At 40.6% G+C, this 22,354-nt stretch carries 18 protein-coding genes; 7 read left to right on the forward strand and 11 right to left on the reverse strand.

What is annotated here, in order from left to right:
* Positions 1–116 precede the first annotated feature (116 nt).
* Positions 117–3,251, reverse strand: coding sequence for a PKD domain-containing protein (locus AL038_RS17200; RefSeq protein ID WP_062154923.1), 3,135 nt, complete (start codon positions 3,249–3,251; stop codon positions 117–119).
* Between the two features lie 124 nt (positions 3,252–3,375).
* On the opposite strand from AL038_RS17200, the gene AL038_RS17205 reads away from it, so the two are divergent.
* Together AL038_RS17205 and AL038_RS17210 are read left to right on the forward strand one after the other, a co-directional pair.
* Positions 3,376–3,927: a septation protein A gene (locus AL038_RS17205; protein ID WP_062154925.1), complete on the forward strand. Its 552-nt coding sequence runs from the start codon at positions 3,376–3,378 to the stop codon at positions 3,925–3,927.
* Between the two features lie 12 nt (positions 3,928–3,939).
* Positions 3,940–4,521: an HD domain-containing protein gene (locus AL038_RS17210; RefSeq protein WP_062154927.1), complete on the forward strand. Its 582-nt coding sequence runs from the start codon at positions 3,940–3,942 to the stop codon at positions 4,519–4,521.
* A gap of 157 nt (positions 4,522–4,678) precedes the next feature.
* Here AL038_RS17210 and AL038_RS17215 read toward each other — a convergent pair whose 3' ends face one another.
* Positions 4,679–5,041 (reverse strand): GxxExxY protein, encoded by a 363-nt coding sequence (locus tag AL038_RS17215; protein ID WP_062154929.1) that lies wholly within the window; start codon positions 5,039–5,041, stop codon positions 4,679–4,681.
* A 258-nt stretch (positions 5,042–5,299) separates the two neighbouring features.
* Positions 5,300–5,806 (reverse strand): methylated-DNA--[protein]-cysteine S-methyltransferase, encoded by a 507-nt coding sequence (locus tag AL038_RS17220; RefSeq protein ID WP_062154931.1) that lies wholly within the window; start codon positions 5,804–5,806, stop codon positions 5,300–5,302.
* A gap of 114 nt (positions 5,807–5,920) precedes the next feature.
* Here AL038_RS17220 and pspB point away from each other — a divergent pair, with 114 nt between their 5' ends.
* Genes pspB through AL038_RS17235 form a run of 3 tightly spaced genes read left to right on the forward strand, consistent with a single transcriptional unit; the run spans position 5,921 to position 8,256 of the window.
* Positions 5,921–6,145, forward strand: coding sequence for an envelope stress response membrane protein PspB (gene pspB / locus AL038_RS17225; protein ID WP_062154933.1), 225 nt, complete (start codon positions 5,921–5,923; stop codon positions 6,143–6,145).
* 12 nt (positions 6,146–6,157) lie between these two features.
* Positions 6,158–6,778, forward strand: coding sequence for a PspC domain-containing protein (locus AL038_RS17230; RefSeq protein WP_062154934.1), 621 nt, complete (start codon positions 6,158–6,160; stop codon positions 6,776–6,778).
* Positions 6,775–8,256 carry a M17 family metallopeptidase gene (locus AL038_RS17235; protein WP_062154936.1) on the forward strand — a complete coding sequence of 494 codons (1,482 nt, stop codon included), beginning with the start codon at positions 6,775–6,777 and terminating at the stop codon, positions 8,254–8,256. Before AL038_RS17230 ends, AL038_RS17235 begins: the two co-directional genes overlap by 4 nt.
* Positions 8,257–8,321: 65 nt before the next feature.
* Here AL038_RS17235 and AL038_RS17240 read toward each other — a convergent pair whose 3' ends face one another.
* The 8 genes from AL038_RS17240 to AL038_RS17275 form a co-directional block, all read right to left on the reverse strand.
* On the reverse strand, positions 8,322–9,104 hold the full coding sequence (locus AL038_RS17240) for an ABC transporter ATP-binding protein (protein WP_062154938.1): 783 nt from the start codon (positions 9,102–9,104) through the stop codon (positions 8,322–8,324).
* Between the two features lie 23 nt (positions 9,105–9,127).
* Positions 9,128–9,490: a CZB domain-containing protein gene (locus AL038_RS17245; RefSeq protein ID WP_062154940.1), complete on the reverse strand. Its 363-nt coding sequence runs from the start codon at positions 9,488–9,490 to the stop codon at positions 9,128–9,130.
* A gap of 44 nt (positions 9,491–9,534) precedes the next feature.
* Positions 9,535–10,083: a GTP-binding protein gene (locus tag AL038_RS17250; RefSeq protein WP_062154942.1), complete on the reverse strand. Its 549-nt coding sequence runs from the start codon at positions 10,081–10,083 to the stop codon at positions 9,535–9,537.
* 13 nt (positions 10,084–10,096) lie between these two features.
* A complete protein-coding gene (locus AL038_RS17255) occupies positions 10,097–11,278 on the reverse strand; it encodes a hypothetical protein (protein WP_062154944.1) in 1,182 nt (393 codons plus the stop codon).
* Positions 11,279–11,625: 347 nt separating this feature from the next.
* A complete protein-coding gene (locus tag AL038_RS17260) occupies positions 11,626–11,988 on the reverse strand; it encodes a CZB domain-containing protein (RefSeq protein WP_062154946.1) in 363 nt (120 codons plus the stop codon).
* Positions 11,989–12,030: 42 nt separating this feature from the next.
* A complete protein-coding gene (locus AL038_RS17265) occupies positions 12,031–12,393 on the reverse strand; it encodes a roadblock/LC7 domain-containing protein (RefSeq protein ID WP_002685436.1) in 363 nt (120 codons plus the stop codon).
* A 280-nt stretch (positions 12,394–12,673) separates the two neighbouring features.
* Positions 12,674–18,067, reverse strand: coding sequence for an AAA family ATPase (locus AL038_RS17270; protein WP_062154948.1), 5,394 nt, complete (start codon positions 18,065–18,067; stop codon positions 12,674–12,676).
* 320 nt (positions 18,068–18,387) lie between these two features.
* On the reverse strand, positions 18,388–19,950 hold the full coding sequence (locus AL038_RS17275) for an Rne/Rng family ribonuclease (protein WP_062154950.1): 1,563 nt from the start codon (positions 19,948–19,950) through the stop codon (positions 18,388–18,390).
* 196 nt (positions 19,951–20,146) lie between these two features.
* Between AL038_RS17275 and AL038_RS17280 the strand changes: the two genes are divergently transcribed.
* On the forward strand, positions 20,147–21,487 hold the full coding sequence (locus AL038_RS17280; RefSeq protein ID WP_062155606.1) for a Do family serine endopeptidase: 1,341 nt from the start codon (positions 20,147–20,149) through the stop codon (positions 21,485–21,487).
* An 82-nt stretch (positions 21,488–21,569) separates the two neighbouring features.
* On the forward strand, positions 21,570–22,337 hold the full coding sequence (locus tag AL038_RS17285; protein WP_062154952.1) for an SHOCT domain-containing protein: 768 nt from the start codon (positions 21,570–21,572) through the stop codon (positions 22,335–22,337).
* The last annotated feature ends 17 nt before the right edge of the window (positions 22,338–22,354 follow it).

Below are 22,354 nucleotides of genomic sequence, written 5' to 3' on the forward strand. Positions count from 1 at the left end.
AATTCGCGTAATAATCATAAGGACTTGCAATCTAAACCCTAATGCGTAGGGTGTGTTAAATGCTAACGCACCCTACAATTGTCAATCCCTTCTAAATTATCTAGCACTATTCGCTTTTACTGTACAGGATAATTCCCAATTTTAAGTTCAGGATAACGGTGCGTATAACCCGCTTTATCCGTAACGATAACGCTGAAAAATTCAGCACTGGCTTGATTACTCCAAATATTCCCTAATGTGACATTGCTAAAACTATCCTGTGGATAGGCAAATGCGACACCGTAAAGATAATCACCATCGGGTAATGTTTCTAATAAGCGCATAGATAACGCGAATGTTCCTTGATTTTGCTGAAGAACTACGCTTTCTATAGGCGATATGCCTTCGCGGACAATGGCTTTTACCGTAAATTGGCTATCTGTCGTATTCACTAATGCAGGGTCAAAACCTGCGGCTAATACTTGCGCTTGATGACGACGAACTTTTAGGGCGCGAATGGGTTCAATTTTTAATGCAGTCGGTGCGGTGCTTAAGGGGGGGTTACTGCCTAACTCCAAATTAGGAAAAGCGTGAAATTGTCCACTAATATCATCTGCTTGAATACGAAATTGTCCTGTTTTCGCACCAAACAATTCCCCTAAGGTAATGGCCGGAAACAAGCCCCGATACAGCGGAAACATGGCTTCATAACGTTGGTCGCCATTACTATAAGTTGCAACATGTTGTAAAGAAAGGCTGTAATCACTGCCATTTTGTAACAAGCGCACTGTTTGAATTTTAGCACTGCCCGTGCGGATAATAGCGAATACTTTCAAATCAGTATCCAATAAATCAACTAACATCGGGTCTAGTCCGCCCATTAAAACTTGAGGACGTAAACGTGTAATACCTGTCATCGCAATATTTTCACTAGCGCGGTCTATAACGGTGATTGGCACAGTGTAAGAATTGCTTTGCTGCGTGAGGGTTGAATAAGTCCGTAGAACAGTTTGATACGCACCTGCGGCGGTAAAAGTATGATTTGGCGTGCTATCGGTTGCGATTTGTCCATCACCAAAATCCCAAATATAACGCAATGTATCGCCGCTTAATGTTGTTGAGGATTGATTAGAGAAAAACACGGGTAAAGGAATTTCCCCAAATAGTGGTGTTGCACTAAAATGAGATTGTGGAATAATCACTTGGCTATTAATAAAAAAGGTTTTTGAACCCGTTTCTACTTCACCATTGGCATTATTCGCAATCACACTCACCGTATAAGTACCTGTACGGCTGTAGGTATGCGAGGCAATGGCTTCATCCGTACTCAATGTCGCGCTATTATCCCCAAAATTCCACAATAAAAAAGTCGGTTTAAAGCTATCAGGTAATCTTGCAACAAACAGATTTTGCAAGGGATTATTCAACATCGTTGAGGCTTCTAAGACGACATTAACCGTTGTTGCGGCACTGACTTTTTGTAAGGACAAAGAATAAAAACCCAGTTGATTATCATCATAAGACGTTGCTTCTACATATAAATTACCTGCATACGTGGGCGCATAACGCAATTTAGCAGTTTTTCCACCGCCGCTATTATCATCCTGACGGACTAAACGATTGTATTGGTCATATAAATACAAATAACTATCGAAACGCTCCGAACTCATTTCTAAAACCAATTCTTCCCCCACATTGGGCGCAGCAATCACATAACGGTCAGTCAGCGCATTAACCCGTGTGCGCGAGCGTGTATCGGCTGTGCTTAATTCACCGCTCACAATATTGGCTAACGGTAAAACAATCCCCTCAACAGGCGCAATTATTTTAACTACGGCGGTTTGCGTATCGGCTAGATTATCGTTATCGGTCACTGTTACACCGACGCTATACTGTCCTGCACTGGTATAGGTATAACTAATGCTATTGCCCGTTGTGCATTGGCTTGGGCTACCATCCCCAAATTGCCAACACCGTTTAACAATAGAACCATCACTATCATGACTAAAATCAGTAAAAGTAACCGTTGCGGGTGCAGTGCTGTTTTGTCCTGTAATAACAAAATCGTATGCTTGAGGGGCTTTATTTTGCTTACCTGACTGTACATTTAAGCTATACGTCCCCCGTTCTTGGCGGTTAAATGCAGTAACTTCAATATAATACGTTTTTGTTGCTGGCGCGGTAAAAACAATTTCCGACTGTTGCGTATTTTTATCCTTATCATCATTCGAGGCTAAAACCGTTTTTCCCGCAATATCATCAAACAGATACAGATAGGTATTAAATCCTGCGGCAGCGGTTAAGGTAACGGTTTCATCTTTGGCTAAATTTAATAAATAACCATCTGCGGGTGTGCCTGCGCGTTGATGCGAAGCGGTATCCGTTTCTTCTAAACTCCCTTGGCGTAACTCGCCATTACTCAAGGCTATCGCGCTACTAAAATCCGTATTTGCATTCGGGCTGGGTGGGGTAAAATTAACAATTTCGCCCCGTATAGTATCAACAATATTTTCATACAAACTACTGGGATTAAAAGCAATATAGGTTGCTATATCCGTTGCTTGTATAGCTGTCCCTGCTTGTGCAACAAAATAAATGATACGTCGTTGACTATTTGCGGGAATACTGATTTTTGCATAAGTCCAACTTAATTGTCCGCCACTCAGAGAATGCGTGGCTGTAATCGCACCACCCGCCTGAGAATGATAATGCAACAAAATGGGGCTATTGCTCACCACTACGCCATTAACAACGGTTTGCGTCATTAAATAATTACTACGGCTATCCAACACCTGCGTATTATTGCCAGACCCTAACGTGCCTGATATTTCAATATCAACTGTTTTTGTAACACTGGTTGGATTGCCGACAACCTCCATATAACGCGCAAATTGCCCTGTTTTTGGCACATAAATTCGCCGTTCCACCTGTAATCCACTCGCAGGCTCAGTAAAACTGGCTAAATAAGCCTCACGCCCGTCTGTTGACAACTGCGTTACCTGCCCCAAATAATTGGCATTATTGACCCGCAAACGATACATATTGGCATAAGCATTGAATGAACCTTGTGCTAATACGCCATTTGCCTCAACGTCATAAACAAAGTTTTGCCCATCATGTAACTGCAAAACAGCATAACTTGTTAAGGGAAAACCACCCATACCCAAAACAAGTAACATGCTCATTTTTTGCAATAAAAAAACGCCCCATGACTGCGCACTACCTTGACGGGGCATAACCCCAAATAAACGACTTAAAAACAGATACATCATGCAATTTCTCCCTGCAATGACAAAACAAAAAGGACAACCTAACAACGGTTTAATGCCATGAAATTAACAAATTCAGCTATAATTTGACAATTCTTTTTTTATCTCATTGGATTACGTATAAAATATGAAATTTCTCTACGATTTTTTTCCCATCCTATTCTTTTTTATCGCCTATAAAGTTGCGGATATTTTTGTCGCAACGGCTGTTGCAATACTTGCGTCACTCGCACAAGTGCTTATTTATCGCATTCAACACCATCGCTACGAAAAAATGCACCTCATCACGCTTGCCATCGTGATTATTTTTGGCGGAATGACCCTTGTATTGCACGATGAAACCTTTATCAAATGGAAACCGACCCTCATAGATTTCCTATTTGCAGGCGCATTAATTGCTAGCCAATTCATAGGGGAAAAGAATTTAATTCAGCGCATGTTAGAAACCGCCGTTCAAGTCACCTCAACACACGTTTGGCTACGGTTAAACATCGCATGGGCAGGATTTTTTCTGAGTATGGGATTATTAAATTTATACGTTGCTTTCCACTTCAGCACCGATACATGGGTTAATTTCAAACTATTTGGAATGATGGGCTTAACCATTGTATTTATTGTTTTCCAAAGCATTTATTTAGCCCGATATATTGATGAAAGCACACCTGAAGTAACAGAATAACTAGGTGACATCATGTTAGAAAATACCACGACCTTCACGGCAGAAGAAATTGCACTGTTATTAAAAGCCTTACGCTTTTCTGCTGACAAACACCGCGACCAACGGCGACGCGATAAACAAGTATCACCCTATATCAATCATCCTATTAATGTTGCAACCTTACTCTGGGAAGAAGGGGGAGTACACGATATAGTCACCATTGTTGCCGCCTTACTGCACGACACAGTAGAAGATACCAACACAACGAATCAAGAGATTCAAACCCTATTTGGCACAGACGTTTTAAACGTGGTTCAAGAAGTGACTGACGACAAAAGCCTTGAAAAAGCAGAACGTAAACGCCTACAAATAGAACATGCCCCCCACAAATCCACACGGGCAAAATTAGTAAAATTGGCAGATAAAATTTGCAACGTTCAAGATATTTTATACATGCCACCACAGACATGGTCGACAGAACGCTGTTTAGAATATGTTGCATGGAGTGAACAAGTTATCAATGGCATACGTGGTATTAACCCCATTTTAGAAGCCCACTTCGACCAACTTGTTCACCAAGCCCGCCAAGTGCTACACGCAAAAAAGACCGCTTGAATTTAAAGACTGTCTGAATCAGGATTTTCAGAATTAGCAGAATTAACAGAATTAAAAAGACTAATTAAATAATTTGTTTTTAATTCTGAAAATTCTGGAAATCCTGATTCAGACAGTCTTTATCTTTAATTTCTGAAAATCCTGATTCAGACAGTCTTTAAGGAAAAATAAGTTTATGTTCTAAACTTTTTGCGCCGAAGTTGATTAATAAGCCTTTTTCAAATTGATAGGCAGTAACATAATTTTTAGCTTGGGCTATATGAACATCTTCTAAGGTTATTAAGGCTTTAAGTTCTACGACGATTTTATTTTCTACAATAAAATCCGCTCTTCTTGTGCCAACTTGCACGCCTTCATAAAAAACATTTTGTTCTACTTCTCTACCGAATAATAAGCCTTCTTTTTTAAATTCTATTTCTAAACACCGTTGATAAATAACCTCTTGAAAACCGTTTCCCATTGTTCTGTGTACTTTCATTGCACAACCAATAATTTGATACGTTAAAGGGTCTTTTTGCATGTGTTGGCTTCTTGTTGGTTAAAAAGATTGAAAGATTGTCTGAATCAGGATTTTCAGAATTAACAGAATTTTCAGAATTAACAACAATTAAAGATAAAGATTGTCTGAATCAGGATTAACAGAATTTTCAGAATTTCCAGAATTAAAAAGACAAGAAAATTAAAAGAATAAAAAAATTATGTTTTTAATTGTTTTTAATTCTGAAAATTCTGGAAATTCTGATTCAGACAATCTTTTAATCCTGATTCAGACCGATATTCAAGCAATTTTATCTTTTTCCCATGCCAACATGGCTTGTTTTCGGGTTACGCCCCAGCGGTAATCGCCCAGTTCGCCCGATTGTCGGATAACACGATGACAAGGGATTAAAAAGGCTACGGTATTTTTTGCTACGGCTTGCCCTACTGCACGCGCAGATTGGGGGTGTCCGATAGTTTCGGCTAACGTGGCATAGCTGATGACGGTTGCAAATGGTAGATGGGTTAGTGCTGTCCAGACTTTTTGTTGAAAAGCTGTCCCTTGCACGCAAACATCAAGGTTTGGATTGGGCTTAAAAATCTGTGGGAGTAAATCAGCCGTAGCTCGTGCGTCGTAACATAAGGTTGCTTGTGTCCAATATTCTTGTAATTCTGTGTAAGAATCGGTAAAGGCTAGGTAACATACGCCTTGTTCAGTAACACCGATAACGCATTCTCCAAAAGGGCTTGGTTGTTTTCCATAGCGAATAGTGAACGTTGCTGTTTTGGGAGCTAATTGAATATTCATATTTTTTAATTCGTCTCTGGCTTAATGGGGCAGTTTTAACCACTACAAATGATAGCAACTTAATTGTACAATAATGCTACTTCATTATTTTTATTCAAGTTAGGTGTCGTCATCATGAAAGAACTTATCGATTTATTAAGTGTTGTCCTTGTCTTTGTTGTGCCTTTATGGTTGATTTTACATTATCGTTGGAAAAATAAATCAAAAGGTGGGTTATCTCCAGAAGATAAACAGCAAGTTATGCAGTTATACAAAAAAGCTAAAGGCTTGGAAGAGCGTATTAATGTATTAGAATCTATATTGGATGATCAAATTCCTGATTGGCGCAAACAAAAATAAGGAGTTATCTCGATGAGTAATCCTAACCCAAATGAAGAAGATAAGTGGTCATTTGATGCGTTTGTACGCAAAGAGGCGGAAAAGCAAGCGACAAAAACAGCGCAATCATCCCCCTTAGCTGCTGCAAGAAATGGGTATTTAAAGCGAAAAGATAAAGTGTCGACACCTAAAGAGTCGATGCTTGATGAGTTTGATGAGTTTGATGAAACTGAGCCTACACCAAAAACCTTAAATACAGACAATAAAACAAACTTATATAAAGGATTGTATAAGAATACTCAACAAAAATGGATATTTGGCGTTTGTGCAGGATTTGCAGATTATTCAGGTATTTCTGTTGCATTTTTTCGGATTATGACCGTTTTTTGCACGATGTTTTTTCCGTTCACGTTTTTTATTTATCTTGGGCTGGCTTTCTTTTTGCCGACAAGACCAGATGCAGCGAATGCGGATGTAAAAAATGCGATTTCGCCAGAGGATACGGCATTTATGCAGCGGTTGCCTGAGTTATTGGCTAAGTTAGATGCGGTTGTGTCGTTGACCGACCAGAAAACCCGTCGTATTGAACATTATGTGACCTCTGACACATTTTCGTTACAACGTAAAATATGGGATTTACAGCGTAAATCATGAAGATAAACAGCCACGCACAGAAGCCCACACAAGCGGATATTGATTTGTTAAGTCATTGGGTGATGATATTGCCCGCTAAAGTGTTGGAAACCGCACCCGATTTTCCGTATATAGATGTTTTTAAACAGCGTTATTTGCGTCGTCATCAGCATCAAGAAAGTCCATTGGTCATAGAATTGCCTAATCCTAGTGCGAGCTTGGTAACGTTGGGGTTTTCTCCTGAGATTCATGCGCCGTTTGAGTGTTTAACTCTTGCAAGACAGTTGGTTACAAATCATGTTGTTTATCATCCGCAGGTGTTAGGGATTTGTATTGCGGGCTTTGCTGAACCGTTTGCTATGCAGTTAGCCGAGGCGATTATTGCGGCTGCATTAGCGGCCGTCGCGGAGATGCCTACATTTAAAAATCATGCTAAATCAATTAATAATACGTTTTCGCAAGTGGAGTTATATGGGGTTAGTTCTCCTGATGAATTTGCACAAACACGCGCGGAGGCGGTTGGTAATAATCTGGCGCGTTATTTGTCTGTCTTGCCTGCGAATAAATTAACGCCGTTGTTGTATCGGCAGAAGGTGGAGCGGTTAGCGGATGAGCATGGTTGGGAGAGTAAATTTTATGATTTGCAGGCCTTGCGCACAAAACATGCGGGTGCATTTCTCGCGGTCACACAGGCGAGCGAGACGATGGACGGCGGATTGTTGTTATTGCGTTATCGCCCTGTAAAGTTTAGTAAAAAAGTGGCATTAGTCGGGAAAGGGGTGTGTTTTGATACGGGGGGCGTGCATTTAAAAACCCGTGTTGCAATGGCGAATATGCACATGGATATGCAGGGCAGTGCGGTTGCGTTGGGTACGTTGTTGGCGTTAAGTTTGTTAAAGGTTGATTTTGCAGTTGATTGTTGGTTGGCGTTGGCTGAAAATCATATTAGTGCGTTGGCGTATAAATCAAATGATGTTGTGCAGGCTAGTAATGGATTAACGATTGAAATTACAGATAGTGATGCGGAAGGGCGTTTATTGCTTGCGGATGCGTTGGTGTTGGCGAGCGAGGAAAAACCTGATGTGATGATTGATTATGCAACCTTGACTTATGGTTGTGTGATTGCGTTAGGAACGGCTTATAGTGGTTTATTTTGTAATCGTGAAAATTTGTTGGCGTTGTTGGTGGAAACAGGGCGTTTATCAGGGGAACGGGTATGGGGGTTTCCGTGGGATGCGGATTATGATGCGCGGTTGCAAAGTGAGATAGCGGATATAAAACAATGTCCAACGGATAATGAAGACAGTGAAGCTGACCATATTTATGCAACCCGTTTTTTAAGCCGTTTTGTTGACCCTGCAATTGCGTGGATACATATTGATTTATCTAGCCATTATCATGAGGATGGATTGGCACATATTCCAACGGCGGTAACGGGGTTTGGTGTGCGTTATACGGTGCATTTGTTACGACAACAGGGTTTGTTATCGCTGGTTTAAAATAGTCTGAATCAGAATTTATTGGGTTTTCAGGATTTAACATAAAATTTTGATTCAGATAGTCTTTATGTAATGCGACTGGCTAAAAATTGGCGACAGCGTTCAGAGGTGGGGGCGTAAAAAACGGCTTGAGGTGTTCCTTGTTCTTCAATAACACCTTGATGTAGAAATAATACTTTTGAAGAAACTTCTCGCGCAAATCCCATTTCGTGGGTCACGACTATCATCGTGCGTCCTTCAGTGGCTAAGTCGGTCATCACTTTTAAAACATCGCCTACTAATTCAGGGTCTAATGCTGATGTCGGTTCATCAAAGAGCATAACATCAGGATTCATGGCTAGGGCGCGCGCAATGGCTGCACGTTGTTGTTGTCCGCCAGACATGTTGATTGGATAGTAGTGTTTACGCTCATAAATACCGACTTTTTTTAGTAAATATTCTGCACGTTCGATGGCTTCTTTGCGGGGAATACGCAGGACATGAATAGGGGCTTCAATAATATTTTCTAAAACGGTCAGGTGCGACCAGAGGTTAAAACTTTGAAAAACCATGCTAAGGCGGGAACGAATGCGTTCTACTTGTTTTGGGCTACTGGGTTTTAATGAGCCGTCGCGTTGTTGGGTCATGGCTAACGTTTCGCCATTAACGCTGATTGTCCCTTGATTGGGAATTTCTAGTAGATTAATACAGCGTAAAAAGGTGCTTTTCCCTGAGCCTGATGAGCCTATCATGGAGATAACATCGCCTTTTTGGGCGGTGAGTGAAACGCCTTTAAGCACTTCTAGTGAGCCAAATTGTTTGTGTAGGTTGTCTATAACAAGGGCTGGGGGTTCAGGCGGTTCGGTCATGGTAATTTGCTCTGAATGTGGGGCTAGCGGTCTAATTCATCTAGGTCGAGTAATTTTCTGGAGATAACATTAGAAAGAATGTGCATTTCAGTGACAATTTTATGCACGGCTTCCATATCCCCTGCTTTTTTTAGTTCTAGGGCTTGTTTGCTGATTTGGTGAAACCGTTCATGTGGTTCAAATAGGCTGGTAAAAATATTGTTGGCAATGGTATTTTTTAAATTATCCACTTCGGTTTGACCTTCGCCATATAACCATTTGCCCAATTTGCAGTCGTGGCAGTCTGTGCCTTGAAACTCGCCTTTGTCGTTTAAGGTTGCGTCAATTTTTTTAAGGTATTGCACATGGTCATTTAAGCGCATAAGGAAAAATGCTTTGCTTGCCATAATTTATCATGTCCTTTATCAAGGCGGTTTTTATCGTTAAGAAGTTATTCTTGGATTCGTAAACAGGGGTCTAAGGAAAACATTAATGCTTGTATCAGTAAAGAAACATCGCGTTTTGAGCGTGCATCCACATCAAATAGCGGTGGTTTTATATTAAATTTTTTTAGCCGTTCATGGTAGTCTGCAATGCGTGGTTTTGTGTGTACATCCATTCGTGTAATGCCTATAGCTACCCGTGTTTTTTGAATAAAATCGGCAAATTTTTCCACAAAAAAAGCTAAATCATCTAGTGGATTGGCGCGGGCGTTGTCGATGAGAATGATTAGCCCTAATCCGCCCTCGGTTAGTATATCCCACATAAAGTTAAAGCGTTCTTGTCCCGGTGTGCCGTAGAGGTGAATTTTATCCTGATTGGGTAAACGAATCACGCCATAATCTAGGGCAACGGTGATAGTTTCTTTATAGCGGTGTCCTTCGTTGCGCTCGCGGGCTTTAGCTTCGGTAGTAACGACGGGAATATCGCTGAGTGCTGCAATAGCGGTTGATTTTCCCGCACCTGATGGACCTGTAAAAATTAGTTTGTAGTTGCTCATGGTGTTTTATCGCTTAGAGTTTGCCGCGTAAATGGGATAGAACCCGTTGTAATAATCCGCGTGTCGCAGGTGGGGTCGCGGGCGCGTCAGACGGAATTTGTTCTGTGCGTTTTTCTTGGTTTGTCAGTTTTATGGCAGTTGCGGCACTGTAAAGCGCGAAAACATAGCGTTGACGTATGTTTAGCAGGTTAGCCGTTTCTATCAGGGTACAGGATTGTGTTACCCAAATCGCCGTAATTTCCATCGCATGGGGTGTTAGTTCTAAGCGGGTAAAATTGGGCCAATGTGTCAGTGTAACGGCTTTGTTAATATCCGTGCCTTCAGGTATGCGCCCGCGTGCTGTCCAGAGGGTAATTTTCCATAAAAAACTTTCTAGGGCTTGGCGGTTAAACTGTTCTTTATTTAAGAGTTGTTCTAGTTCTTTTTGGGCAAGTGGTGCGGTTCTTAAGCGGGTGGTGTTGCTTAAGGGCATGAGTGTCATGGTGCGCAGTTTACTGTCGGTAAAGTTTTTACTGAATAAAATCACTTCTTCGTCGGGCAGGATAATAACGGGTTCGGCAAATCCTTGTAGTAGGAGTGCGGGGGCTTGTAGTTGTCGCGCTTGTGCGAAAGCTTTTTCAAAAAAACCTTGTAAGTAGTTTTGAGGGTTGTAATACACCCGTTGGTAGGTATCGGGAATTGTTGGGTTTATGTCTTCTGTATGTCCGCAGAGGATGTGCAGATGTTCTTCTTCTTGTTCTAGGGCGAGTGTACTGGCAAGACGCACATCATGTTCAGGTTCGGCAATCAGGGGGGCGACAACGGGCGGTATCGTTGTTGAGGAAAAAGCTTGTTGTTTCAATTGCGTTAATGCTGTCAATAATTTGTCAATTTCAATGGGTTTTTTAACAAAACTGCTGGCTTTGTCTAGGTCTGCTGGGGCTTGTAGTGCTAATACGATGGTGGGTAAATGGGGGTTTTGATGGCGATATTCCTTCCAGACCGTTTCGGCATTGATGCTATCTCTGTCAAAAATGCCCGCTTCTGCAAGGTTTATATTATCGACTAACATAAAATTGCCATGTCCCGGTCCTTTAAATACCAGTTCTAATAGGTGGCGTGCCTGTTTATCTACCCCTAGCACGGCAATTTGTAAGGGGTTTTGGGTTCTTTGGTACATTTTAGGAGAGGGGGAGGCGTGCAGTAACACGTCCATAGATTGTCCATACACTCGTTGGTGGTAGAAAAAGTCTTTATCATTTCATCCCTGCGATATAAGAAGATGAATGATATTTGTTATTTTGAAGAGCCAAAAACATGCCAGCCATTAGTTGGCTAAGTTAAGATTTTCAAAATTAACAGAATTAACAGAATTTAAAAGCCCAAAAGTTAAAAAATGCTGTTTTTAAATGCCGAAAATTCTGGTAATCCAGTGAATGTTGGTTTAGACAATATACTTTTGCAAGAAGTCTATTCTTTAAGGGAAGTGCAGAGAGGCTTTTTTGATATTTACTAGCGGTGGATTCAGGGGCGAACCCACCGATATTTAGATATTAAGTCGGTCTAACTCAGTTTATCTAATTCTAGTAGTTTTGTTGTGAGTGTATTAGACAGAATGTGCATTTCGGTCATTGCCGCTTGCGCACCCGCTTCATTGCCTACTTTTTTACATTCTAGTGCTTTATGTCCTGCCGCATGAAATTGTTCATGTGGCCCTAACATACTGTCATATATTGCTTTCGCCTTAGCGTAATCTTGTAATGCGGCGATTTCGTCCAGTGCTTCACCATAAATCCACTTGCCCAACTTACAGTCCTGGTGCGTTGAGCCCAGAAAATCGCTTTCACTTTTTAAGGCAGCATCCATTTTCCGTAAGTATTGTATATGGTCGTTTAGCCTGAGCATAAAAAATGCCTTATTAGCCATCAGCAGAACTCCATTGTTACATCAGTTGTAATAAACCATAAATTACATGATTTTACTAATCGATGCGGCAGCACGTTTAACATCTAAGAAAATTAATCCTAACTTTGCCGTTGGTTTTGCAACCACAGAGACAACCGTATCAGGACCTGCATGAGTTAATAATACATAGCCTTTATCTCCTTTGATTAAGACTTGCTCTAATTCTCCCCGCCCCAATTCATGCGCCGTTCGATCACCTAATGACAACATTGCTGCCGCCATTGCACCAACCCGATCTTCATCCATTGTACTGGGGAGCATTGCAGACATTATTAATCCATCCGTAGAAATGACCGCCGACGCTTCTATATCAGCCGATGTGCCATTTAGTTCACTTAAAATAGAACGAAGCATTTCTTCACGCATTGCATACTCCTTAAAATATATGAGATTTCCTAATCTACCAACCAATCAAACTGAATGACAGAGTTGCCTGTAGTGTTAATGCAATATAGCCACTGTTATCAATATGACAGATAAACAAAAAACAGGGTGAATATCGCTTTTCAGGCTCATTATAGTACGGTATTTGCTAGAATTGTGCAGAGTTTGCGTGCGTTAGTATTTGCTAAAATACTAACGCAGTTTACCATGTTTAAAAAGTGCTTCTGAACAAAGATGATATGTTAAACATATCTTGTCTTTCCTAACGCCGTTTTATTACCAGCAATGTGATGTCATCTAAAATAGGTTCTTGGTCTAAATGTCGATGTACATCGTTAATAACGGCTTGTTTAACTGCCTCTGCCCCTAAAGACCATGTATTTTTAACCACTGCACATAAACGCGGAATGCCATAAAGCTGTTTAGTTGAACTGCGGGCTTCTGTGATGCCATCGGTATAAAGTACGATGCCTTCTCCTTGTGCAAGGGGTAATTCAATATGTTGTAAATAATCGTGAATATCATTTTCTAAGCCGACGGGAAAGCCTAAGTTAAACGTGTCAATGCGTTCTAACGAACCATCACGATGAACCAATAATACTTCCTCATGTTGTCCACATAAACGTAAGACCCCCGCTTGATAATCTAATAGGGATAAAGAAAGATTTTTATCTGATTGCATCCGTTGTACATTGGCGTAAATAGCGCGGTTAATAACGGCTAAAAATGATTCTAAGCTATCTACTTGATTTTCTAATAAGGTGCGTACTGCCATTTGTACCATCAGCATTAACACACCGCTTTCTAAGCCATGCCCTGTCACATCACCAATTCCACAAACAACCCGCCCATTTTGTTGTAAAACATCATAATAATCGCCACCTACTTCTTCCGCAGGTTGCATAAAACCGACAATTTCTAAGGCTTGAATTTCATCTAATTCTGCTGTTTTTGGTAGCAGCATTTGCTGTAATCGTTGTGTGACTTCTAGTTCTGCACCCATCCGACTGTTTTCCGCGCTAAGTTTCTGGTTTAAAGCAGTAATTGCGGCATTTGCATGGGCTAGTTGTACTGTGCGTTGTGTAACAAGGGTTTCTAGTTCATCCGCATGATTGCGAATGGCAAGGCGTGTTTGTTCTAATTCGGCAATAAAGCGCGCATTTTCTAATGAAATGGCAATTTGTGAGCATAATAATTTAATCACGGTTAAACGTTCAGGTGTAAATGTGCCGGTGGTTAAATTATTTTCTAAATACAACACGCCAATCAGGTTTTGATGATAAACCAGTGGTACACACAATACCGATTTGGGTTGTTTTTGTAGTGTGTAAGGGTCGCTTGCAAAAATATCATCTTGACACGCATCTGCTAAAACAACAGGCATTTGTGTACGTGATACATAGGTTACGACAGCCGTCGATAAACATAAGGCAGGTTCTTGGCAATGCACTTTTTCTAAAGGCATATTTTCCAATAACGTTATGTTTTCTAAGCTAACCGAGCCATAAGCTTCTAATACTAATTGTCCCTGTTTTTTTAAGATTAACCAGCCTTCTTCTGCACCTGCATTTTCTATCGCAATGCGCATTAAACGACTGAGTAATTGGTCAAACACAAATTCGCCAGAAATCGCTTGCGAGGCTTTGATAACACTGGCTAAATCGAGTTGACTTTTTGCACCAAAGGTTACAAAGGAATTTGTGCCGTATGCGGTAACGGTTGCTGTATTTTGGGTTTCAACAGGATATACACGATTTTCATGCAAATTACTTAATAATTGTGGGTAAGCCGCTTCTAAACTGGCAACCTTGCGTGTTGCTCCCCATAGGTAATAGCCGTATTGCGCTTTTTTCATATAAATCTGGGCAATATCCGTTTTACCACGCGCTAACCAAAATTTAGCCGCTAGTTCATTCGCAATGGCTTCATTTTGCGTATATTCATACTGATTTGCAGAGGCAATGGCTTGATCGTAGTTATCCATTGCGGCGAGTGCTGCATTTTGTAAGCGCGCCATTTCCGCAGCAATCAGTAGATATTTGTGTAAAAAATTGGGTTCGCAACTGTCCGCCCAGCGTTTCATTTGTTGTTGGTTAGCTTCTAAGCGTTGCCAATACTGCGCCTGTTCCGTTGGGGAAAAATCGGGATAACAGGCAATAATGATTAAAGAGGTATAAAAGTTATGCTCGGCAATCGGGGCTAAGTTAATGAGTGCTTGAATTACATCGTCGGTATCTAAGGCAATTTCTAGGGCTTTATGATATTCGCCATACAGATACAAAACTTGGCACTTGGCAATGTAATAACGGCAAACAGGGGCAATATTCTTATTTTTATGACAAATGGTTAAATAGTCTGCTTCGCTCAGTTGGTCAGTATTAAAGCCCTGTTTATCAATCGTGCGCCCTGTTAAATTCCAAATAATCAGTTGATAGCCTGTCATTGAATCAATCGCTAATTGATTTTTAGTTTTTTCAGCGAAATTCATATACTTTGGCAAATATTCTGTTAAAACAGAATCTAAAGTTTTACCTTCATAAAACGCATGGGTCAATAAATGGACAAGGGTATAACCTGCAAATTGTAATTCTCCGCCGTCCACACCCGATTTAAACGCCTCTTCACTGATAGCATCTGCCTCACGCAAATGGCGTACCCAAATGAGGGACATATTCGCAAATAATTCCCATGCCTTGCATTTTTGTGCTAACCCATTGTAATAGTCGGCAAGTTTCATCCCAACAATGCCAAACGCATAAGCGGTTTGATAATCGCCTAATACCGCCCCTAACACGATGCCATAACAGGAATATCCCATTGCGGTTTCAACCGAGTTTCCATAACATAAGGATAAATTTACAGATTTTGTAATAACGACATGTAATAACGGTGGATTAGAAAAATAGGTTGCACCGATTAAGTTATTGATTAAACGGATAGCAATTTGTTTTTCGGGTAATTGCATATCAGGCGCGTTGAGTAACACTGCAATAGAACGTTGTCCTAAATTTTCCGTGACTTGCGCCATTTCTTTTAATAGCACGGCGCGTAAATTATCTGTTGGTAAATCAATCCCTAATAGGCGCAAGGCTTGTCGCCCTGCTTCGGTCGCTAACACATATTGTGCTTGCATTGTATATTGAATAATCAAGGTGTTATAAATATCTGCTTTTTCTAACACCGTTTGTGCTTGAGCAATGGTTTCACGGATTAATTGTTCAGACTCGGAAAAAAAGCCTTTTAAATAAGCAACTTCTATTAGCTCTTTGTGTAAGGTGTAACAAAGTTCATAGTAGTATGTCCAAACGGTAGCACCTGCTAGCGAAACCAATAATTGGCGACTATTGCTTAAATATGTCCATGAGGCGTTATAAGCCGTTGCTAACTTTGCTTTTTGTCCTGCTTCCAGATTTAAACGCGCTAAACTGACTAATTCGTCAGCATCTGTAATTAATGGTTGTCCTAGATTTAAATGGTCAACAATTTCAAAGAGTTTATCGGCTTTTTCTTCTGTGGGGGTATTGTGGGCTAATAGCCAGCCAATATTTAAATGTACGCTTTGTTTTTGGTCTGCATCAATTAACGCATACGCGGCTTGTTGTACGCGGTCATGTAAAAAACGGTAATAGGTGATTAATAAAACCGATTCATCGTATTGGTCAACTTCTAGCCCTGACATAGGCAAGATAAGCCCTTCTTGAATCGTGGGTAATAATGCATAAAACGTTTCTTTGGGGCTGTGTTGATAAATAATCGCCAGTGTTTGTAATGAAAACTGATTGCCTACACAGGCGGCTAGTCGTAATACTTGTTGAGTCGCAGGGGGTAATTTACGTAATTTTACTATCATTAATTCAACCACATTATCTGTAATATCATGTGCTTGAATTTGCTTTATATCCCATTGCCAGCGCGCTTGTTCAAAATCGAAGGTAAATAAGCGTTCTTGATGTAAGGTTTTTAAAAACTGTGTGCTAAAAAACGGATTACCTTGTGTTTTTTGTACGATTAATTCTGCCAGTGGTTTGACTGTTTCCATATCACTGTGCAAGGTGTCTATTAGTAAATGTGTTACATGCACCAGTTGCAAAGCGGATAAGGTAATTTGGCTAATCGTGACTTGCGCGCGATGCAGCGTATCTAAGGTCAGCATTAAGGGATGGCTTACATCAACTTCATTATCTCGATAAGCACCAATCAAAAATAGATAATGGGTTTGTTCGTCCGTTAGGATGAGTTCCAATAAGGTGAGCGTTGCAGAATCTGCCCATTGTAAATCGTCTAAAAACAAAACTAATGGATGTTCTGGTTGTGCAAATACCCGTAAAAAACTCCGAAAAACATGATTAAAGCGATTTTGTGCTGCAGTTGGTGGCAGGACTTCAACAGGGGGTTGTTTCCCAATAATTAATTCTATTTCGGGTAGCACTTCAATAACAACTTGTCCGTTACGCCCTAATGCTCTCAATAGACGTTCTCGCCACTGTGTAACGCGCTCCACGTTTTCAGTCAGTAATTGTCTCACTAAATTAGCAAAGGCTTTAACAACAGCACTGTAGGGAATATTACGTTGAAACTGGTCAAACTTACCCGCCGAAAAATATCCACGTTGCTGGGTAATTGGCTTATAAATTTCTTGAACTAACATGGATTTACCGATACCAGAATAGCCTGCTACCAGCATCATTTCCGTATGTCCTGCATTCACCCGTTTAAAACTGTTGAGTAATACGTCAAGTTCTTGTTCACGTCCGTATAATTTTTGCGGAATATGAAAATGGTCCCAACGGTCTTTATTTCCAAATTCAAACGCTTGGATACTACCATGTTGTTGATATTGTGCTAAACAAGCGAGTAAATCAGCTTTTAACCCAAAGGCACTTTGATAGCGTGATTCTGCGGTTTTTGCCAATAATTTCATTATAATATGTGAAATTGTATGCGGTACGTCACTGTTGAGCAAATACACGGCTGTTGGACGTTTGGCAATATGGCAATGTACCAACTCTAATGCGTCTTCTGATTGAAACGGCGGATGTCCAACCAACATTTCATAAAAAACCACGCCCAGAGAATATAAATCTGTTCGATAATCTACCGTCCGATTCATTCTGCCTGTTTGCTCGGGCGACATATAAACCAATGTTCCCTCAAGCAAATCAGGATTACAAAGGCTTTGGTTTTCTACGTTAAATTTGGATGAAATGCTAAAATCGGTAATTTTGACCTGTTTTTTTTCCAGATTGACAATAATATTCGCAGGTTTAATATCCTTATGAATAATATTATGAATATGTAACTCACCAATTCCATGCGCCAGTTGAATGGCCAATTCTAAAAATAGCGGTAAATCAAGCGGTGCTTGTTTATCCAATAGGGTACGCAACGACTCACCATGGTCATCTTCAAAAATCAGTACCCACGCACTTTTGCACTTGTGCAAGCCATAGGGTTTAACGATGCCACTTAGGTTTAAGCCTTGTGTAATTTGATATTCATGATGAAACTGTGCAATGCGTCGTGGCTCAGGGTATTGATTTTGCAAGCCTTTAATAATAACAGCCTGCTGATCTTTTTTTCTATAGCCGCGATAAACAACGGTTTTTGCCCCATCATAGATTTTTTCTGTGATTGCATAATCCGCTAATTCGATCATGAAATCTCTCCTCCCGCCCAAACTAAAAGAATTATCATTTTTGTGTGTTTTATAAAAAGTTATAGTGCGAGTATAAAACAAAATAGCGGTTGCAGTGAGCATTGCACCCATGCACCTGTTTTGAGCGGGATAATAGGAAATGATGAACGCTGGATAACCTCTACATGAGGTAGTGCTAAAAAAGCGGGGATAAGTTATTTTTCTGATACAACATAATCTGCATCAGACTTTTCAGGATTAAATGATTTACTGATTTTTAATATAGTATCAATGGCAAGAATATTTAATTTTATACTAAAAATCAGTAGGATAGTTTGTTTCTATCGCAGCAATACGATGTCAAATTGTTCTTGTGTATAAGAGGTTTCTACTTGAAAACGAATCGAGCGTTGAATAAACGATTCTAATTCAGCAACACTGTTAGATTCTTCATCTATCATCATATCGACCACATCTTGTGAGGCAATCACTAAAAACTCTTGATTTTCAAATTGCCGAGATTCGCGCAAAATTTCACGAAAGATTTCATAACACACCGTTTCTGAGGTTTTGACTGAGCTACGTCCTTGACACGTTGGGCAGGTTTCACATAACACATGTTCTAAACTCTCGCGCGTGCGCTTGCGTGTCATTTGTACTAGCCCTAGCGAGGAAACTTCGCTGGCGATAATATGGCTTTTTGTGTGGTCTTTCTCTAAACATTTTTCTAGGGTTTTCAATACTTGACGCTTATGTTCAGCATCAATCATATCGATAAAATCTAGGATAATAATCCCCCCCAAGTTGCGCAAACGTAGTTGGCGGGCAATGGCTTGCGCGGCTTCTAAATTGGTTTTAAAAATAGTTTCTTCTAAATTCCGTGTCCCAACAAATGCGCCTGTATTCACATCGATGGTCGTCATCGCTTCTGTTTGGTCTATGACTAAATAGCCCCCTGATTTTAATAAAACCTTACGCGCAAGTGCGCGATTAATTTCATCTTCAATATTGTACAAGTCAAAAATAGGGCGTTCACCGGGATAATGTTCTGTATGCGGAACGATGTTTGGAATAAATTTTTCTGCAAAACTCACCACCTCACGATAGGTTTCCCGTGAATCAATGCGGACTTTTTCTATACTACTGCCCATCAAATCCCGAATTGTGCGAATAACCAGCGAAAAATCTTCATAAACCCGTGAACATGGCTTAGAGGCACTGCTTTTTTCTAAAATCTCTTGCCATAGTCGACATAAAAAATCCATGTCCGCACATAACATTTCTTCCGAAACCCCCTCTGCGGCTGTGCGGATAATAAAACCATAGTTTAAACAAGGGTTCACATTACTACCCGTTGTATTTTCAGCGGGGCGTGTTGCAAAGGTTTCACGGTCATTTTGGTTGTCTATCACACCTTGTTCAACCATCCCCATATAACGTAAAACGAGTTCTTTCAAGCGTTTTCGTTCATCTTCTTTTTCTATACGGGTTGAAACGCCGATGGTATTGGCAGAATGGGGAATTAACACCACATAACGTGAAGGAATGGAAATTTGTGTTGTCAGTCGCGCCCCTTTTGTGCCTAAAGGGTCTTTAATTACTTGTACGAGTAGCGTTTGTCCTTCATAAATTAGCTCACCAATTTTTCGCTCTTCTTTAGAATCCCCTGCAATGGGGGGATGTAAAATATCTGAGGCATGTAAAAACGCGGCGCGTTCTAAGCCTATATCGACAAATGCGGCTTGCATACCGGGTAATACGCGACAAACGCGCCCTTTATAAATATTGCTCACAATACCGCGTTTACGTGTTCGTTCAATCACAACCTCTTGTAACATCCCGTTTTCTACCATTGCAACTCGGGTTTCTCGCGGTGTGACATTAATTAGGATTTCCTCGCTCAAGTGATTTGTTTCCTTTATAAGTTATAAAAATTAAACTGATTTTTTTGGATTCTATTAGGTATTCTAACACCTTAAAGATTAGGCCGTGTAGGTGCATGGGGATACGGTTGAATTCGCGCGGATGGCTCTCTTTAAAACGGGCGAATTGCCCCTTATTCTCCGTTGTAATTTTACTACTGCAATTGAGGGAGGGTTTATGTCAACCCATAAAATACAATATGTTATTAGTCTGGTTTTTTTATTTTGTACAACATCGACTAGTTTTGCGTATTTACCCGCGAGTGTTGATGGGCAGCCCGTGCCAAGCCTTGCGCCGATGTTGGAACAAATCACCCCTGCCGTAGTCAATATTTCCACACAAGGGCGTGAACGTATTCAAGAAAATCCTTTATTTAATGACCCATTTTTTCGGCACTTTTTTGAAATGCCCGAACAACCCCGCGAAAAGCGTAATCAAAGTTTAGGCTCGGGTGTCGTGATTAATGCACACAAAGGTTATGTGGTTACAAATAATCATGTTATTGATAAAGCCGAAGAAATATCAGTTACGCTGCGGGATGGGCGACAACTGACCGCGCAATTATTAGGCACTGACCCACAAACGGATTTGGCTTTATTAAAAATCTTACCTGAAAATTTGGTTGCTATCCCTTTTGCAAATTCGGACAGTGTGCGTGTGGGGGATTTTGTGGTGGCCATTGGTAATCCTTTTGGGCTGGGACAAACCGTTACATCGGGCATTGTTAGTGCGTTAGGGCGCAGTATTGGAATTGAGGATTATGAGGATTTTATTCAAACCGATGCCTCTATTAATCCGGGCAATTCAGGCGGTGCGTTGGTTAATTTACGCGGGGAGTTAATCGGTATTAATACAGCAATTCTTGCACCGGGCGGGAATGGGGGCAATGTCGGCATTGGGTTTGCGATTCCAACCAATATGATAAATCAGATTGTGCAACATTTGATTGAATATGGTGAGGTACAGCGTGGTACATTAGGCATTAGAATTCAAGATATTACACCAGATTTAGCCCAAGCCTTTGGCTTAAAAGAAAATAAGGGAGCTGCTATTGTGGGGGTGGATAAAGGTTCAGCCGCAGAAAAATCAGGCATTCAAATGGGCGATGTGGTTGTAAGTCTTAATAATAAAGCCGTAAGTAATTCCGCAGAATTACGTAACCGTTTAGGATTATTACGGATTCAAGAGCCATTAACTGTGACGGTCATTCGCAATGGTAAGCCTTTAACAATCAATGCAAAAATTGATGGTTCAGCAACGGTTAATGCGGAAACAATTAATGTCTATCTGGAAGGAATGCGCTTAAAAGATAGTCCTCAAGGCATTGTTGTGAATGAGGTAGCGCGCCGTAGTAGTGCTTGGCAATTGGGTTTTCGGAAAAATGATGTCATCATTGGGGTTAGTCGACGTGCCGTTAAAAATATTGCGGATTTACAATCTTTATTAACCAGTAATATTGACAGTTTTAGTGTACAAATTAATCGTCAGAATGACATTTTTAATATTTTGATTCGCTAAAAGATTTTTAACTGAACACCTTGTAATTTGCAATAAATCCACCATCTTGGTAAGTACGCTCTTTACTCTCTGGAATCAAAATATGCAAGCTTTAACGCCCGCCGCACAGCAACAAGTCCAACAGTTATCACAACGTTATGGGGTTAGTGTGGACGCGGTGACAACGCTATTACAAGCCTTAGTGAACGGCAATGGTTCAATGGCACAATTCAGTCATCCTGAATTAGGCGGTTCAGGACAATGGATGCAAGGTGGCATGTTAATGCTGGGTGACATGTTTAATCATAACTTGAAAGCCATCGTTAATAACTTATGTAATGATTTAAACCAGTTACTTTATACGCAACCGTTTGTTATCAGCAATACACCGTATCAAGGCAATTGGTATCCTGCTGATTTAGGCATGGCAACAGCGAGCGGTTCACAAAATGGGTTGCGTTACGCCTATTTTGCGAATACGCGCCGTTTGGCGGTAGAAGTCAACGGACAAGTATCTGTTTATGATACTTTAAATCATCAAATCGGTGGTTTTTCGCAACAGCAAGGCAGCGGGAGTTCTTTATTGTTTAGCAGTCAATATGGCACGGTTGACGTATTAAACCTGCCTTTACTGTCAGGCAAGGGAACATTGGGGACTTTGTTTAATCAAAATCAAAATCAAAATGTTCCTCAACCAATACCTGTGAATAATACAAATAACAATATGCAATCGCAGTCGAATATGCCGCAAACACCGTTGGAAGTGGATATTTTTGATAAAATTCACAAGCTAGCGGATTTAAGAGCTAAAAATATTATTTCCGAAGACGAATTTGCTTCGAAAAAAGCAGAGTTGTTAAGTCGGTTGTAAATAAACTTGCCTAAGTT

This window comes from Beggiatoa leptomitoformis, assembly GCF_001305575.3.
Lineage (GTDB): Bacteria > Pseudomonadota > Gammaproteobacteria > Beggiatoales > Beggiatoaceae > Beggiatoa > Beggiatoa leptomitoformis.

Bases quoted from the DNA above. Each gene is read 5' to 3' on its own strand.
- AL038_RS17200 (WP_062154923.1), bottom strand. From the start codon at position 3,251: ATGATGTATCTGTTTTTAAGTCGTTTATTTGGGGTTATGCCCCGTCAA.
- AL038_RS17205 (WP_062154925.1), top strand. From the start codon at position 3,376: ATGAAATTTCTCTACGATTTTTTTCCCATCCTATTCTTTTTTATCGCC.
- AL038_RS17210 (WP_062154927.1), top strand. From the start codon at position 3,940: ATGTTAGAAAATACCACGACCTTCACGGCAGAAGAAATTGCACTGTTA.
- AL038_RS17215 (WP_062154929.1), bottom strand. From the start codon at position 5,041: ATGCAAAAAGACCCTTTAACGTATCAAATTATTGGTTGTGCAATGAAA.
- AL038_RS17220 (WP_062154931.1), bottom strand. From the start codon at position 5,806: ATGAATATTCAATTAGCTCCCAAAACAGCAACGTTCACTATTCGCTAT.
- pspB (WP_062154933.1), top strand. From the start codon at position 5,921: ATGAAAGAACTTATCGATTTATTAAGTGTTGTCCTTGTCTTTGTTGTG.
- AL038_RS17230 (WP_062154934.1), top strand. From the start codon at position 6,158: ATGAGTAATCCTAACCCAAATGAAGAAGATAAGTGGTCATTTGATGCG.
- AL038_RS17235 (WP_062154936.1), top strand. From the start codon at position 6,775: ATGAAGATAAACAGCCACGCACAGAAGCCCACACAAGCGGATATTGAT.
- AL038_RS17240 (WP_062154938.1), bottom strand. From the start codon at position 9,104: ATGACCGAACCGCCTGAACCCCCAGCCCTTGTTATAGACAACCTACAC.
- AL038_RS17245 (WP_062154940.1), bottom strand. From the start codon at position 9,490: ATGGCAAGCAAAGCATTTTTCCTTATGCGCTTAAATGACCATGTGCAA.
- AL038_RS17250 (WP_062154942.1), bottom strand. From the start codon at position 10,083: ATGAGCAACTACAAACTAATTTTTACAGGTCCATCAGGTGCGGGAAAA.
- AL038_RS17255 (WP_062154944.1), bottom strand. From the start codon at position 11,278: ATGGACGTGTTACTGCACGCCTCCCCCTCTCCTAAAATGTACCAAAGA.
- AL038_RS17260 (WP_062154946.1), bottom strand. From the start codon at position 11,988: ATGGCTAATAAGGCATTTTTTATGCTCAGGCTAAACGACCATATACAA.
- AL038_RS17265 (WP_002685436.1), bottom strand. From the start codon at position 12,393: ATGCGTGAAGAAATGCTTCGTTCTATTTTAAGTGAACTAAATGGCACA.
- AL038_RS17270 (WP_062154948.1), bottom strand. From the start codon at position 18,067: ATGATCGAATTAGCGGATTATGCAATCACAGAAAAAATCTATGATGGG.
- AL038_RS17280 (WP_062155606.1), top strand. From the start codon at position 20,147: ATGTCAACCCATAAAATACAATATGTTATTAGTCTGGTTTTTTTATTT.
- AL038_RS17285 (WP_062154952.1), top strand. From the start codon at position 21,570: ATGCAAGCTTTAACGCCCGCCGCACAGCAACAAGTCCAACAGTTATCA.